Annotated in this window: 16 protein-coding genes; 7 read left to right on the forward strand and 9 right to left on the reverse strand. The window is 29.4% G+C overall.

Annotation, left to right across the window (positions count from 1 at the left end; genetic code table 11):
* A partial coding sequence (locus Q0649_RS22015; RefSeq protein ID WP_298846960.1) for a polysaccharide biosynthesis C-terminal domain-containing protein occupies window positions 1-1061 on the forward strand: 1061 nt, incomplete at its 5' end.
* A 19-nt stretch (window positions 1062-1080) separates the two neighbouring features.
* Here Q0649_RS22015 and Q0649_RS22020 read toward each other — a convergent pair.
* The 5 genes from Q0649_RS22020 to Q0649_RS22040 form a co-directional block, all read right to left on the reverse strand.
* On the reverse strand, window positions 1081-2709 hold the full coding sequence (locus Q0649_RS22020) for a polysaccharide biosynthesis protein (RefSeq protein WP_298846962.1): 1629 nt from the start codon (window positions 2707-2709) through the stop codon (window positions 1081-1083).
* Window positions 2710-2721: 12 nt separating this feature from the next.
* Window positions 2722-3675 carry an RluA family pseudouridine synthase gene (locus Q0649_RS22025; RefSeq protein WP_298846964.1) on the reverse strand — a complete coding sequence of 318 codons (954 nt, stop codon included), beginning with the start codon at window positions 3673-3675 and terminating at the stop codon, window positions 2722-2724.
* 230 nt (window positions 3676-3905) lie between these two features.
* Window positions 3906-5087, reverse strand: coding sequence for a M20 family metallopeptidase (locus Q0649_RS22030; RefSeq protein WP_298846966.1), 1182 nt, complete (start codon window positions 5085-5087; stop codon window positions 3906-3908).
* Window positions 5088-5117: 30 nt separating this feature from the next.
* The gene (locus Q0649_RS22035; protein WP_298846970.1) at window positions 5118-7157 is read right to left on the reverse strand and encodes a cell division protein FtsA; all 2040 of its coding nucleotides are present in this window, start codon (window positions 7155-7157) and stop codon (window positions 5118-5120) included.
* A 135-nt stretch (window positions 7158-7292) separates the two neighbouring features.
* Entirely contained in the window at window positions 7293-7592 is a 300-nt protein-coding gene (locus Q0649_RS22040; protein ID WP_298846973.1) for a hypothetical protein, read from the reverse strand.
* 285 nt (window positions 7593-7877) lie between these two features.
* Here Q0649_RS22040 and Q0649_RS22045 point away from each other — a divergent pair, with 285 nt between their 5' ends.
* From Q0649_RS22045 to Q0649_RS22055, 4 genes are all read left to right on the forward strand, one after another.
* On the forward strand, window positions 7878-8030 hold the full coding sequence (locus Q0649_RS22045) for a hypothetical protein (protein ID WP_298846976.1): 153 nt from the start codon (window positions 7878-7880) through the stop codon (window positions 8028-8030).
* Between the two features lie 267 nt (window positions 8031-8297).
* A complete protein-coding gene (locus tag Q0649_RS22050; protein WP_298846979.1) occupies window positions 8298-8495 on the forward strand; it encodes a hypothetical protein in 198 nt (65 codons plus the stop codon).
* Between the two features lie 354 nt (window positions 8496-8849).
* Complete coding sequence (locus tag Q0649_RS23130) at window positions 8850-9974, forward strand: acyltransferase family protein (protein ID WP_367179440.1); 1125 nt, start codon at window positions 8850-8852, stop codon at window positions 9972-9974.
* Window positions 9975-10441: 467 nt separating this feature from the next.
* Window positions 10442-10954, forward strand: coding sequence for a hypothetical protein (locus Q0649_RS22055; RefSeq protein WP_298846982.1), 513 nt, complete (start codon window positions 10442-10444; stop codon window positions 10952-10954).
* 294 nt (window positions 10955-11248) lie between these two features.
* Here Q0649_RS22055 and Q0649_RS22060 read toward each other — a convergent pair whose 3' ends face one another.
* Window positions 11249-13312 carry an ATP-dependent helicase gene (locus Q0649_RS22060; RefSeq protein ID WP_298846985.1) on the reverse strand — a complete coding sequence of 688 codons (2064 nt, stop codon included), beginning with the start codon at window positions 13310-13312 and terminating at the stop codon, window positions 11249-11251.
* Between the two features lie 139 nt (window positions 13313-13451).
* On the opposite strand from Q0649_RS22060, the gene Q0649_RS22065 reads away from it, so the two are divergent.
* Together Q0649_RS22065 and Q0649_RS22070 are read left to right on the forward strand one after the other, a co-directional pair.
* Window positions 13452-14930 carry a nicotinate phosphoribosyltransferase gene (locus Q0649_RS22065; RefSeq protein WP_298846988.1) on the forward strand — a complete coding sequence of 493 codons (1479 nt, stop codon included), beginning with the start codon at window positions 13452-13454 and terminating at the stop codon, window positions 14928-14930.
* A gap of 44 nt (window positions 14931-14974) precedes the next feature.
* A complete protein-coding gene (locus Q0649_RS22070) occupies window positions 14975-15334 on the forward strand; it encodes a hypothetical protein (protein WP_298846993.1) in 360 nt (119 codons plus the stop codon).
* Window positions 15335-15402: 68 nt separating this feature from the next.
* Here Q0649_RS22070 and ndk read toward each other — a convergent pair whose 3' ends face one another.
* The 3 genes from ndk to Q0649_RS22085 all read right to left on the reverse strand — a co-directional run bounded on the left by ndk (window position 15403) and on the right by Q0649_RS22085 (window position 16960).
* The gene (gene ndk, locus Q0649_RS22075; protein WP_298846996.1) at window positions 15403-15876 is read right to left on the reverse strand and encodes a nucleoside-diphosphate kinase; all 474 of its coding nucleotides are present in this window, start codon (window positions 15874-15876) and stop codon (window positions 15403-15405) included.
* Window positions 15877-15958: 82 nt separating this feature from the next.
* Window positions 15959-16174, reverse strand: coding sequence for a hypothetical protein (locus Q0649_RS22080; protein ID WP_298846999.1), 216 nt, complete (start codon window positions 16172-16174; stop codon window positions 15959-15961).
* A gap of 144 nt (window positions 16175-16318) precedes the next feature.
* The gene (locus Q0649_RS22085) at window positions 16319-16960 is read right to left on the reverse strand and encodes a lactate utilization protein (protein WP_298847002.1); all 642 of its coding nucleotides are present in this window, start codon (window positions 16958-16960) and stop codon (window positions 16319-16321) included.
* Between the last annotated feature and the right edge of the window lie 82 nt (window positions 16961-17042).

Below are 17042 nucleotides of genomic sequence, written 5' to 3' on the forward strand. Positions count from 1 at the left end.
TAATAGATATTGTTGAAAAAACTGTAAGAATGGCCATAATACTTGGACTAATAAACTTCTTTGCTTTAAAAAGTGTAACCACTACAGTAACTGCTACATATATTTCCTTGTCAATCGGAGAACTTATAAGTTTTATTCTTCTATATATTTTTTATGAAAAGAGTAAAAATAAATTTAAGGTAATTGTAAAAAAGACCGAGGGACGGGCTCAACTTTTATTTAATGTTCTTATTGTTTCATTTCCCTTATGCCTAAACGGGTTTTTAAACACAATAATTTCAGCACTATCAACCTTAATTGTTCCGGGACGACTAGTTCAGGCTGGGATAGAATATACAGAAAGCTTATCATTAATTGGCAAGTTTTCTGGTATGGCTATGAGTATCGTGTTCTTCCCTTTTATTATTGTAATGTCAATGTCTACCATGTTAACTCCAGACATTTCCAAAAGCATAAGTAAAAATGATTATACAGCTTTAGAAAATAGGATTCGTGAAGTAATCAAAATTTCTTTTTTACTCGGAATTTCAACTATGATAATATGTTTATGTATAGGAGACTCCCTTGGAAAATTATTTTTTGATAGATATGACCTAGGTATCTATATAAGGCTTGCAGCATTAAGTGCACCCTTCATGTATATATCTGGTTCGACCTTTGGAATTTTGAATGGACTTGGCAAACAAAAGGCTCTCCTAATAAACTCGGTTGTAACCTCTGTTGTCCAATTATTCTTGCTTTATATACTCCTTGGTATTCCAAGTATAAATATTTTAGGCTACGGCATTGCTCTCCTCGTAAGTTCTATTTTAAGCGCCATAATGAATATTATATCAATCAAAGGTAGCTGTTATATATATTTTTCAGTAAGCGAATTTCTAATTGATATAAGTCTTAGCACCTTGTTATATTTTATATTGAAAATTTTAAATAACACTATACCAAATTCTATTTTTATTACTAAGAACATAATAATTATTCTTGCTGGCTTCTCTCTATTATTATTTTCGCTAATTCTTACAAAAAAATCAGAAAAATCTAAAGCACATCATCCAAGATGATGTGCTTTAGATTTTCTTACTACCTAAGTCTATTTAAAATAGACTTAGGTATAATTCTTGTAATCCTACTAGGGAATACTTCCAAATCTTCTTTAGTTAATCCACCTAGAAGTACTAATGCGAAAAAATAAGTTACTATTGCAAATACTAAAGAAATTAATAGAGCCATAGCATTAGCAAAATATCCTTCCTTAATAAAACTAAATATAAAATTAAAATTAAAATAGATTATTTTTGCAACTATCCCCATAACTACAGAAGCCATTATAGGTTTAATTGCATGACTTAATAATTTTATTTTAACCCTTAGTGTTTTATTAATTGTAATATAGTTCAAGATCAAAAGTATTGCAAAGCTAACTGCATTACCCATAATTGCACCTAATATATTAATGCTTGGAATTGCTACAAAAATATAATTAGTAATTATTTTTCCTATCATCCCCAAAACTGCATAAATTGTAACTAAGTAAAGTTTCCCAAGTCCTTGCAGAATTGAAGTTTGTATACTAACCACAGCCATAAGTACTATTACAACTGACCCATATATAAGTAATCGTCCAACACTAGAACCGTATTGTATTAGATTCACTACTGGGTAAGCTAAAACGGCAAGTCCAACCGCAGAGGGTACTGCTACTAAGAAACATAACCTAAAAGCATAATTAATTTTATCTCTTACAGCCTTTTTATCTCTAAGTGCCATCAAACTTGAAATAGATGGTAGGATAGTTATTGCAAGTGATGTAATAATAGCTATAGGCACATTTATTAATGTTGTATACTTACTTAACACACCCCATAAAACATTAACTTGTACACTACCAATTCCAGCAGCTAACATTCTTGATTTAACGACACCTAAATCAATTAATAACCCTGACTGTTGTATTCCTAAACATATTGTCATTGGTACAGCAACAGCTAATAATTTTTTAAATATTTTTTTATTAGTTAATCTTTTTATATCTAATTGATTGTATCCTTTTGGAACTCTAAATACTTTGTTTTTTTCATAATAATGAATCATGTATATTACAGCAACTAATGCTCCTACAGTGGTACCAACGGTTCCACCTGCTGCTCCTGCTGCTACTCCAAACTTTATAAAGCATGCTGCAAAAATCAAACTAAATACAGTATTTGCAAGTTGTTCAAATACCTGTGATACTGCAGTCGGTGTCATATTCCCTCTTCCTTGGAAATAACCTCTATACGCTGATAAAACTGAAGTAAGTAAAACAGTTGGAGCTAGTGCCATAATTGCTAATCTTGCAGAACCACTTTGTGTTAAATTAGATATAGGTACTACTAAAATGAGCATTAAAAGTGACATAACTATTCCTAATACTAAAAGGGAAAATCTAGCTATTTTAAAAGTCTTTACAGCATCCTTATAATTTCCAAGGGCTATAAGTTCTGATACGATTTTTGAAATAGCTACAGGTATACCAGCATTTGTTAATATATAAACATATGTAAATATATTGTATGCAGAATAATATACACCTAACCCAGCTTCTCCTAAAATTTTTCCAAGAAAAGGTATGTAGAGTAGGGATAAAAACTTGACTATAAAACCTGCCGCAGATAATACTGCAAAACCTTTTGTGGTAGATTGTTTGTTTACTTTTATTTTCTCACCCATTAAATTCACCCTCTAAAATTTAAATATATCTCTTTTAATCTTTTTAAGTGCTGGTGGTAAACTTTCCGCAATAGTTTTATTCTCCATATAAGATAAATCCTCTGGGCAATTCTTAAATATTAACTTATATGCATACAAATATTGAGAATCCAAACCATATTTATTATTAAAGTAACTATTTATTTTTTTATTTCCGTATTTAGGATCACCAAGAATAGGATTACCAAGCATACTTAAATGAGCCCTAAGCTGATGGCTTCTACCTGTTAAAAGATTAATATCTAGTAACGAAAATGTACCACAACTTTCTATAGTTTTAACATCCATTGCGATTCTTTTAGTATCTGGCTTTGGTTCGTTAAATACTTGTGATATATTTGCATCTTCGTTTTTATATATATATCCCTCGTAAATTCCATCCTTAATTCTTCCTGATACAAGTGCCATATAATATTTTTCTATATTACGATCTCTTATCATTTCATTTAATAACTTAAGAGATTTAAAATTTTTACCAAATATAACCATACCCGAAGTGTTTCTATCTAGTCTATTACAAGGTGCTGGAGTAAATGTTATTTCATTCTCTGGTTTGTAATCTCCTTTATCAAATAAATAAGAAAGTGCATAATCAGTTAAAGTCGGTTCACCATCTTTTTTGTCAGCATGAACTAAAACTCCTGGCCATTTTTCTACCATTAAAATATTAGCATCCTCAAAAGTTATCTTTAATTTATTATCAATTCTTACAAATTCTTCTCTTTTAAACTCACTAGTAATGTACTTTGTTTCAACAACATCACCTTCTACTAATGAATGTTTTTCCTTTATTTTGCTGCCATTAACTCTAATATCACCTTTTCTAAAAGCTTTATATATTTTACTTAAAGGTACATCTCCAAGTACTTTCCTCATGAATTTATCTGTTCTTTGTCCTGCTTCATTTGCTCCAATTTCTATCCTCATACATATCCTCCTAGTTCTTTTATCTATTGATTAATTCCATACATAATTAATCTATGTTATTAAATCATCTCCTGCGCAGCTGCATATTAACGACTTCAGAAGGAGTTTTATACTACTCTTGAAATTTTATTTTTACTAGTTAATTACCACCCACTTATAGAAATGGGAGACTTTCCTTCTGAAATGTCGTTAACAATTTACATCAAGTATCAATTATATACTAAATAACGTTATGATTTCAATAGAAATTCGTAAGCTAATTTACATTGCATAGCTACACCTATTGATAAACAGCTCTCATCTATATCAAATAAACTTCCATGAGCCGGATTTATTATACCTTTTCCCTTGTTTCCACTCCCTAAGAAATAAAATAGAGATGGTTTTTCCATAGAGAAATAAGCAAAACTTTCCACACCCATAGTTGGCTGATCCATTTTATAAACATTTTTTTCTCCAATTAATTCTTTTGCCTTATCCTCAAACATATCCGAAAGTTCATCGTTATTATGAAGACATGGATAACTTTCCTCAATTACAATTTCACATTTTCCTCTCATGGCTTTAACTATACCTTCCACTATTTCAACTAACCTTTTCTTTATATATTCCCGGTGTTCATTCTTCATTGTCCTAATAATTCCTGATATTGTAACATCTTCTGGTATAATGTTTTGAGCTGTACCACCATGAATTGAACCTATAGTTATAACTGCAGGATCTGTAGGTGGAATTTCACGACTTACAATACTTTGAAGTGCAACTATAACATTACTAGCTATTACAATAGGATCAATAGTAACATGTGGACTTGCACCATGTCCGCCTTTACCTATTATTTTTATAGTAAATGGATTAGATGCTGCATACGCAATGCCTCTTTTTAAACCAACAGTTCCAGCTTTTAACCACTCTTCTACATGAAGACCAATAACAGCATCAACACTCGGATTATCAAGCACACCCTCTTTAATCATTAAAGGTGATCCACCAGTAGTTTCTTCTGCTGGCTCAAAAAACAATTTAACATTTCCCTTTAGTTCATTTCTCATGTTATTTAATATCCTAGCTGCACCTAAAAGTATAGTGGTATGAGCATCATGTCCGCAAGCATGCATTTTACCATTAATTTTAGATGCATAATCACACACTTTCTTATCCTGAAGAGGTAATGCATCCATATCTGCTCTTAAAGCAACCGTTTTTTCACCATTTCCTCTAATAATAGCACAGATTCCGGTTTGCGCTACCTCATAAAATTCAATCTCCTCTGCACTTAAAAAATCTTTTACCTTTTGGCTAGTTCTAAATAAATCAAACCCCAATTCTGGATTTTGATGTATATCGCGCCTCATCCCTATTAGCTCACTCTCAATATCTTTTGCCATATTTAAAAAATTCACCATAACCACCCCTTCACTTATACAACATTATCGTATTTTTTATTTTGTTTGAGCTACGTCACTAATATTTTCACAATATATTTCAATTACATCTCCATTATTTAATGGCTGATAATAATCAGCTTTATTACCATTAAGCTTTAATATTAGGTTTCCTTTTGAAATAGTCAAATCAAAATCTACATAATTAAAAATATCCACAAATATGTATTTATCTTTACCTTTAAGAATTATCATATTTTTGTTTACTTTAACATTCAAATTTTGTATTTCCTTATATTCATCTTTGTTATTTTCATTCTTATCATCTTTCTTTTCTACTGTAGTTTTTTTAGTAGCTTTGGGCACTTTATATATTCTGTCCCCTTCTTTTATAACATAATCCAAAAGCAATTTTTTATTATCTATCATAAAAGTAGAACCACTAGTATCGTCACCAAAATACTTTGCATATTCGCTAATAGTAGTAGGCGTTATTATTAAGACCTCATCATCTTCTTTAATAACCTCATTTATTAGAGTTTTCGTACCATTAATAAATGCTACAGGCTCAATATTACGAATTATATCTTCAAAATAAAAACTTATAGTTTGAATGTTTTTTACATAATCCATAATTTTAGGCTCGGCACTTTTTCCATCCACACTAAAACTAACGTCAATGATATCCCCTTCAACTACCTCAGAATCAATATTGCTAAGCAGGTTATTAATCTTAATTTTAGCGCTCGTAGCTAAGCTTCCAAATGCCACCCTTTTTATTCCATCAACTATAAATCTTATATTGCGTCCATTTTTACCAATTAACACCTTTGGGTTTATGCCTTCTTGCATCATCACATCCATAACAGTATGTTTATGTGCATTAAATAAACTTATTATCTTATCATTTATTGTTACATCAACGAAATCATTTCCTAATCTTTTAATTGATACTAATGCTATGCCTAAAACTGTAACTCCGGTACTTCCAAGGTCGACATCACATATACAGTCGACTACTGAATCACGCCCTTTAATAACAACACGATTAATTGGTAAGTTTAAGATTTTAACAATATTTTCTTTAATAAACGGTGTATGTGCTCCTCCTCCTACAAGAAATACTGCATTGGGGGCTTTCCCCCCATTTAATTCAATTATTCTATTTCCTATTTCCTCTGAAATTTTCATAACAATAGGACTTATTATTTTTAATACTTCCTCTGGATCTAAAATATTTTCAAACCCTAAAACATCTATGTATTGAATTTTTTCTTTTCCACTACATTCTTTTTTAATTTTCTCAGCAGTGTTAAAATCAACTAAAAACGCTTGTGCTATTATTTCAGTTACTTCATCCCCTGCCATTGGCACCATACCGTATGCACTTATACTATCCTTGCTACTAATAGCAATATCAGAGGTTCCTGCACCAATATCAACTAAAGCTAAGTTTAGAAGTCTGAGATTTTGTGGCACGGCAGCTTCCATTGCAGCTATAGGTTCAAGTGTTAAACTTACAACCTCAAGTGATACTTTATCCATGACTGCATAAAGGCTATCAACTACTGATCTTGGAAGAAATGTAGCAATTATCTCCACTGCAATTTTTTCTCCTTTGTGTGATTTTAAATTTGTGATTACATATCCATTTAAATAATAATTTTTCACACTATATCCTACACAGTAAAGCTTACCTTGAGATGACTTTGCCACTTCCTCTTCTGCCATTCTAACTGCAGTTAGTTCTAGACTTCTAATTGACTCCCTATCAATTTCTTTATCAATATCAACATCTATTTCAGACTTAACTTTCGTTGTCCTTAAAAAGCGCCCTGCAGCTGCAATCGCTACTCTAGTTAATTTAACATGCAAATTATCCTCTAATTCTTTTTTTACCTTCAATACTCCACTGGCTACCAATTGAATATCATGAATTTGGCCATCAATCATAGCTCTTTCTTCATGTTCAATATAACTTTCAGAAAGAACTTGGAATTTTTTGTCAGATATTATACCAACTGTTCCTATGATAGATCTTGTTCCTATATCTAAAGCAAATATCAGTTCCTCTGAATGTGAATTTGTGATTTTCATTTTTATACCTCTTTCTCACAAAATTATTTAAATGTTACTAATGTGAATTAAGCTCATATTCATAGAATATGAGCTTAATTTTAAAATATGAGCTTATTAAAATTATATAACATTATATAACAATATTCAATAAAACTACTGTATTAACTTCATTGCTCCAGAATTTTCTGACACATAAGGTAATTGCTTTATAATATTGTATATATATTCTGGTTTTATTTTATCATCTTTTATAATTTGCTCTAAAGTTAATTCATTATAGTACAGTAACTTGCACCAGACGTCTGAAAAATCTGCTTTTGTAATAAAAATTATATTTTCTTGATCCTTAACTGTAAATCCGTCAGTAAACCTTTCCATGATTTTCATATCTGAGTATTCCTCATCTGATAACATTAGCAGTACGTCGTCCCACATTTGTTTAAATGAAATCATTAATTCTCCTCCTTATAAGTAATTAAATGTTATGATACTTTCCATAGAGCTACCACATCCAATTATTGATGTTTATTACATTATATGTGTTATGTTTTCACGTTGCAACAATATATCTTATAAAATATTAATTTTAAATTAATATTTATAGTACAGTTTATTTATAATTTCATATAATTATTTTTTATGTTCCATTTTATCCCACCCCGCTATTGAGCCTGTCCTCTACATTCTTTTAATAAAACTCTTTATAATTTATCTATTTTGTGTTATAATACAGACGAGGTGATTATCATCGAAACTAAAACAATAGAAAAAATATCAGTTGCAAATTCAACTCATAAACTTAAAACTTCTGAGAAAAAAGATTTAATATCCACAAATTATTTAATATATGATTCTGCGCAGGAGTATCTTAACAACTATAAGGTTAATTAAAATAAGGAAACAGTCGTTAATCTAAATAACTACTTACCTTGATTATATATTTACTGCATTTATTAACATTAAATCGATAAAAGCTGTATTCTTTTTAGGGAATGCAGCTTTTATGCATAGATTTATTTACATCTTTTTAAGTTCTTTCCATGTAAACGTATTTCATAAAATATTTGTTTTATATTTCATTTTTTATATTGCGAAAATGTAGGACATACTGTATAGTGATAATTACAGACACAATATTGGATTTTTGGAGGCGTAAATATGAGAGTAAATGAAGTAATAATGTACGATAGGTCAGCTTTTTTGATATATGTCACTCAGCAAGAACATGATGATCCATCTTTTCAGACAACGCTAGATGGCTATAAAAAAATTTGCACGGATGTATCTGTTTTTATTAATGAAACTCTACCTATAGGTGAAATGTTAAAAAAATTCACTCAGCAATATCAGCATTAAAAACTAAGGACTATGCACCCTACTCGGTGAAAAGTCCTTTTTTATTTTTTACTCGCGAACTCTTTCTCTGTAATGTAGATTACCACTTCAACTTATGAAATGATTTTTTAATAATCAATTTCATTCTAAATGAATAGAATTTCTAAAATAGTCTATAATTTAAATATCCTTTTATTTTAATAATCCTGAATAGAATAAAAAATACTACACTTAGGAATTTGCCTTTATGTAGTTTTTTTTATTTTTACATGGATTGTCGAATGCTGTTAAATTAAAGAGTATTATGTTCTGATTGTCTGCTATTATGTTATAATAAATAGATAGATTATAACACTTTAAACAAAGGAGCATAAAATGAAAAAAATTGAATACCTCGAATTATGCAAAGGAATAGCAATATTAGGCGTATTCCTTGTCCATAGTACAATGCTATTTTCATTATTTAATATTACAAAACTACCCTTCTCTTTTGAAGAATTACTATATACTGGCCGATTGGGGGTTGCTATCTTTTTTATAATTAGTGGTTACACTATATTTAGAAGTCTTATGAATAAGACTGTTGGGAAAAATTTCTATATAAAATATGCTACAAGGAAATTTTTCAGATTAGCACCACCTTTTTATTGTGTATTATTAGTTGCATTTATTTTAAATCTTACACTATTGAAAAATGACCTTAACATAACATATACTAATATACTTATGCATTTTACTTTTCTATTTGGATTAGACAAACTTATGGTAAATAATATTTTACACATAGAATGGTTTCTATTCGATACTATAATATTTTCATTTCTTATTTTAATTCCATATAAATTTAAAAAACATTTAACATTAAAAATTTCATTTATCTTATTTATGATTACTTTAATTTTTGATTTATTGTATAGCTTAAGAATACATTTTTTATTTGTACATGAAATTATTGATTCAACAACTTATTCATGGCTATACTTTTCACCTATTAATTGGATTTTTACTTTTTCATCAGGGATATGTATGTATTACTTTTTTCAAAATAAAAATACTTCTAAAATAAAATTAATAAGCAAACACTCTAAAATGTCAGTGATTTGTATTGTTATATCTATTATAATAATCTCATATTTAAATCTACCTTTAGAAAACATTTCAGTTAGTTTGCTATTCATACTATTAATTTTTTCACTTCACTCAATTTGGTTTGTTAATGGAAAATTTAATTCATTCTTTAAATTTTTTAATAATAAACTCTTTAATAATCTAGGTAAAATTAGTTATTCATTTTATTTAGTACATTATCTTGTATTAATATGTATAAAGAAATACACCCCCACTGCCATATTTACTAGTAAATTATCTGTTAATTATTTTTTATTAGTTTTAATATCATTTGTATTAAGTTTAGCTTTTGCGTATTTTTTATATTACTTTGTAGAACGAAAAACAAAATCAGTAGAACACTTTGTCATGAAGAACCTAAATGTAAGTTAAATGGGTTCTTTTTTATGCTTTTTTATACTTACACTTTTGATATCAAGCGTTATTATAAAGCACACTAGTATCAAATCTTGTATACTCTATACCTTTCTTTTTCTGTGTCCATCCACAAATCATAGCAACCTCATCAATTTCCACATCTAATTCTCCAGTATCATTTTCTCTAAAGTATATCTTTTGCCTCTAATTCCACGTTCTAATCCCTCGTATATAAATTATTTTATACATAGTTCAAAAGAACGATCACCTTTATTATTGCTTAAGTCTCTCACAGAGTGAGTGTGTGGAGAAGTCGCCTAATCATAGAGAAATATAAAAATGATAAAATAAAATGTTTAATCGTTATACTTAATAAGGTTTATATGTTAAAATAAGTAAATAAACAAGAAATTAGATAGACGTGAATAAAGTTTACTTCATCTTAGGAAGAAACTTAGCGGGAAGGAACTTGTGAGAAGTTTATGAATAGTATATTTTGGATACTAGGTGTCATTTTGGTGATTACTATTATATTAATATCAAGGTACTCGCTACAATTAATACACAGTAGAAAGGAGATTAAAACTGAAAAAAATAATCAATTAAGTGAAGTTGTTCTTGATCTTTCTTATGAATTACCTCCTCCTATAGACACTAAGTTAAGTGTAATAGACAGTAAATACAAAATTATAGTAAATGGAGATATTAATAAAGACCTTGCTAAAAATAGATTTGAATATATAATTATTGTTCTAAAAGAATCTTCAAAAAATAAATTATTCAATAATATGAGTGAAGAATATTTTAATAATATAATTGATATGATGGACTCTGTAGACACACTCTTTGATGAAATAATCAGAGGGATTAAAGAAATCGATAATATTACAAATAAAACTTTAGAAGATTATATGAAAGATAAAGTTAAAGAATTTACTAACGTAACTAAATCGATGGAAGATGACTTTAAAAAGATTAATAAAAAAGAAATATAGTATTTACATAAGCAAAAAATAAAACAGACTGGCTAATAACACCAGTCCATTACTAGTTATATATATTTTTAATTAAAGGGGGACTCTAATTAAAAAATTCAATCAATAGCTACTTGCTATGTATTAACAATAACAATTCTATGTGTCATCGTAGTGACGGAATTAACAACGAATTGTAAACTTAGAGAGAACTACTCATATGACTTAATCCTTGCTATAGATCCACTTCTAATAAATAAGGTATTTCAGTGATAATATTTACCACCTATTTCAACTCAATGATTTTCCCTTCACTTACACTTTAGAAATCAAAGCGTTATTATAAAGCACACTAGTATCAAATTTACGTACAACATCACCTTCAAATTTAATTTCTAAGTCCTTATCATTAATGGAAATAACAGTTCCACTACCGAAACTTTTGTGCATCACGGCATCCCCTTCTTTAAAGGGTAAGTTCGCATCGTTACCACCAATAATATTGCACTCCTTTATAAACCTTGATGTCTCTTTCACTTTACCTTTAACACTTTTACTAATACATAACCATACATTATCTATAGCTCTTGTTATTCCTACATAAAATAGTCTTCGCTCTTCCTCTAAGTTATTTTCTATGCTATTAACATGAGGTATATTCTCTTCATTACAATTAATTATAAATACATTCTTAAACTCCATACCTTTAACGCCATGAATTGTGCTAAGGATTACAGCATCCTCTTCAACATTTTTCTTATGCTTACCTATTTCTTCTTTAACCTGTTCTACATGACCTAAAAAAGCTATTATATTGTTATATCCTTCTGCTGATTGTCTAAACTCGTCTATAATATCTTCCATCTCACCTAAGTCAATTTTAAATTTAGTACAATATTCCTTTATATAATCGTGATACCCTATACTTAACACTAAATTGTCTATTGCACTCGCTAATGAAATTTTGTTTAAATAATGTATATCTTTTTTTAGCTTATCTATCATCTTCATCTGAAATATAGGTATACCATCAATTTCCTTTAACATTTCAAAACAATCTTCGCGCACAATATTTCTTTTTATTTTATCCAAATTTAATCTACTTACATATCTAAATGGCTTATTAATTATTCTAAGAAAACTTTCTTTATCACTTAGATCAATGCTTAGTTTTAAATATGCTATTATATCTTTACATATAAAATGTTGAAAAAAATCATATTCCTTATCTAAAAGCATGAAAGGTATTCTTTTCTTAATAAAAACATCTATCAAGCTTCTACATTCTACATTTGTTCTATATAATATTGCATTGTCACTATAGCTTTTATCAGGGACTAATATATGTTTTTGAATAATACTACTAATTTCATCTGCTTGGGCATTCTCATTTACATTATTAAGTACAGTAATGCCACCATCTTGCTCCTTGAAAGCTACTATGTTTTTTTCATTTCTCATCTGATTATTCTTTATAGTATTCATGGATATTTCTACTATATTCTTTGGGCATCTGTAGTTAGTTGATAATTGTAATTTCCCTCCGCCCTCAAAATGCTGTGAAAACTTAACCATACATTCAGGGTTTGACCCTCTAAATCCATAGATACATTGATCCTCATCCCCTACAGCGAATATGGAGTTTTCCTCATTTAAGAGTTTTAATATCTCAACTTGCATAGAATCACAATCTTGAAATTCATCAACTAAGATATGTTTAAACAAAGATCTATACCCCTGAAGTATCTTGTAATTTTTTTTAAATAAATCTCTACAACCTATTTGCAAATCATCGAAATCAAATAAATTTCTTTCTTTCCTGTATTGCTCATAAATATTATACGCCGCTATAAATATTCCTTTATCAATACTAGGAGAAAACTTCTCTAAAGTATCATCACTTGTTTTAAATACTGAAATATTATTAATAACTTCCTTTACTTTTTCATCGCCTACCTCATCTAAGTATGACATTAATACATTTTTTATAAGTTTATATACCTCAAATGTATCTATTATTTTTATTTCACCATAATAATTTTTGAGTATTTTATAAAACAAACCGTGAAATGTTCCAAAAAACGGAACATTTCCCCTTCCATTAATAGCAATATACCTATTTTTCATATTAATGGCTGCAGCTCTTGTAAAAGTAATTACAATAATGTTTTTAGGGCTAATGTTTTGTTCATTTATTAGGTGAACAATTCTATTCACAATAACAACTGTTTTACCACTACCTGGTCCAGCTGTAACTAATAAATTTCTATTACTATAAAAAACTGCGTCCCTTTGTTCTTTACTTAATTTAGTACTTATTTTACTGTCTTTTATTCTATTACCTTCAATTTTATTATTCATGTTATATTTTATCTCCATTTTCATCCACCTACTTTAATTTATCATATATTGTCTTTATACCTAAAATACTAGTATAATAAGCCTAACAAAACATTAATATATAATTATGTTATAATTCTATTATATACTTTTATTAAATTTCAAAGGGGAAAAAACTATGATATACTCAAAAGATTTTAATGTGAGAAATGAAAGAAACTTAACAATGCTTGTAGACTTTTATGAATTAACTATGGCAAACGGTTATCTTGACAATAATGTTCAAGACAAAATTGCCTACTTTGATATGTTTTTTAGACGAATTCCAGATGGTGGCGGTTATTGCGTTATGGCTGGTGTACAACAATTGCTTGAATACCTTTCTAATTTGTCTTTTTCAAATGATGATATAGCCTACCTAGAGAGTAAGCATGATTTTTCAGATAAATTTATTGATTATTTAAAGAGTTTTAAATTTTCTTGTGATGTATGGGCAATACCTGAAGGTTACCCTGTATTCCCTGGTGAACCCTTAGTTACAGTTAAAGGACCTATTATACAGGCTCAATTTGTTGAGACAATGATCCTGCTTACAATAAATCATCAAACTTTAATTGCTACTAAAGCTAGTAGAATATGCAGAGCCGCAAAAGGTAGACCTGTAATGGAATTTGGTTCAAGACGTGCTCAAGGTTATGATGGTGCTATATACGGAGCTCGTGCTGCTGTTATTGGCGGCTGCGTTGGTACGGCCTGCACTATTGCCGAGGAAATGTTTGATATTCCAGCACTTGGAACTATGGCTCATAGTTGGGTACAACTTTTTGATACTGAATATGACGCCTTTAAAGCTTGGACTGTAACTTACCCTGATAACTGTGTACTTCTTATAGATACCTATAACGTACTACGCTCTGGTATATTAAATGCTATAAAGGTATTTGATGATGTGCTTAAACCTATGGGTAAAAGACCTAAAGGAATACGAATTGATAGTGGTGATATTACCTATTTAACTAAAAAAGTTAGAATAATTTTAGATGAAGCTGGATATGATGATGTAAAGATTACTGTTTCTAACTCACTAGATGAATATATTATTAGCGGAGTCCTCGAAAACGGAGCACAAATTGATAACTTCGGTGTTGGCGAAAGACTTATCACTGCAAGATCTGAACCAGTATTTGGTGGTGTTTATAAACTTGTTGCCGTTGAAAATGATGGAGAAATAATACCAAAAATTAAAATTAGTGAAAATGCAGAAAAAATTATTAATCCTGCTTTTAAAAAACTTTATAGAATTTTTGATAAAACAACTCATAAAGCCATTGCGGATTTCATTACCTTGCATGATGAGACATTTGATGAAAACAGACCCCTTGAAATATTTAATCCAACTTATACTTGGAAAAAGAAAAATCTTAAACATTACTATATTAAAGAGCTTATGGTTAAACTATTTGAAAATGGAAAACAAATTTATGAGTCTCCAACTGTTATGGAAATAAAAGCATTTTCTGAACAGGAAGTCTCTAAATTATGGACAGAAGTATTAAGATTTGATAATCCTCATGCATACTATGTAGATCTTTCTTGGAATTTATGGAACCTAAAACAAGGCTTATTAAATCATTATTCTGAGATTCTTGAGGAATAACATAAATATAGTTCTTACCTTATAGGTAAACGTTAGGAGGACTTATGGCACAACCATTAAAAATCAAGCTTTCAAAAATTGCTCTAGATGAGCTACTAGAAATGATAAAAATTGACGAAACATGTGATAGCGTAAGATTAGTATTCGACAGTGCTTGTTGCAAGGCTTCAAAAGTTGACATTTACCTAGATAATTTTAAAACAGGAGATATTAAAAATAATATTGATAATTTAAAAATATTATATGATGATACTCTTTTAGATAACATTTGCGAACTCACAATAGCCTATAGTGATTCTAGATTTTGGGTTAAAACGAAGCTTACAGTTGATAGTAAGCCTAGTTGCCCAAAACATGGTAGTGACTCTTGTGGTGGTTGCTCAGGACATTGCGGCTCGCATTAATTACTAAAACTACAATAAAAGCTAACCAAAGATTAAATTGGTTAGCTTTTTATTGTAGTTTTATTTTATTAAACATTAACTAATGGCCCCTCTGTTTGTGAAAACAAATTATTAGAGTTCCCAAAGATATCCTTGCACATAAGTTCTGGAAACCAAATTGAAATTTCACGTTCTGCACTGTCTGAGCTATCAGATGCATGAACTAAATTATTAGTTTTATCTATTGCAAATTTTCCTCTTATACTTCCAATTTCCGCTTTAACTGGATCCTTATCTCCATTAATTTTCCGGGTTACTTCAATAGCTTTTTCTCCCATTAATACCATTGCACATATTTTGCCTTCAGTAATATAATTTATTAATCTTTCAAAATATTCGCGTCCCTCATGTTCACAGTAATGTTTCCTTGCAATATCTTTTGTAGCCGTTATCATTTTAAGTGCTACAATTTCTAGCGATTTCTCCTCATACTGGTTAATAATTCTTCCAATTAATCCACGTTCAACTCCATCAGGTTTAATTAATATCAATGTTCTTTCCAATTCAACTCACTTCCCTGTTTAATATTTTAGGAAAACAAATCTCCCATTAGTTAATATTATGCACAATTACATAATATTAATACTATACGTATCGATTTTTACATAATGATTTCAATTGTGAATTTCTATCATCACTAAATATATCATACTCAGTAATGTTTTTGTTGATAAAGGGCTTAAATTCTTTTAATTCAACAAATGGACATTTCCCTCCATTATCTGCCCATTTATGTAAATCACACTCTTTAAAACACTCCACTTCTTCCTCCATAGTAGTTAAAAAAGGACACTCCAACATATCATCACTCCATTTCCATATTTTGTTACTAAATCAACATTATAACTTTAGTAACATTATAAGACACTTTGTCAATAAATTGAAGTGTTTTTTTAATATAAATTAAAAATAATTAAATATATCTATAATTCAGCCGAAATATCACTAATATCCAAACGTTTTACCTACTACAACCACCGTCATATCTGTTCTCGCAGGTCGTCTTTTAATTACAGAGTAAACTCTACATATTCTACTAGTTGCTTTACAATCCATGCAGACACCAGTTTTAGTACAGGGATTCGGTGTCTTTAATCTCATATTATTCATTGGCGACGCAACTTGCTTTAATCTTTCAAAAGCTGAAGCTTCGTTTTTACAAATTTTATTTACACCTACAACAATAATAACTTTTTTAGGCCCAAATGTCATTGCAGCAATTCTATTTCCTACACCATCAATATTAACAAGTTCACCATCCATTGTCACAGCATTAGAACTACATACAAAAACATCACTAAGGAGCTCGCCTCTCATAGTTTGCATTTTATCATCAGGAGATAATGTCGGATTACCATGATCTAGCACAAATCCTCCAATAGATGCTACCTTTTCTTGTATGCCGAGTTCTACTACAGTCATAGATCCCCCAAAGCCCACCTTATCTCCTTTATGTATATTATTCATTATAAATTTTGACGCCTCTTCACCTGTTTCAAAATACATTGCTGAAAAATCATTCTTTTTTAAACTTTCCACTACTTTAAGTCCTATAGTCTCATTATGCAAATCATAAATATTTCCCATTTTATTCCTCCTTTATCAATATGCTTATATAGTTAATTGCATAACCTTGTAGTCAAGTGACTTCAAGGCTTTACAATTATAT

It is taken from the genome of uncultured Clostridium sp. (assembly GCF_937920395.1).
Lineage (GTDB): Bacteria > Bacillota > Clostridia > Clostridiales > Clostridiaceae > Clostridium_AD.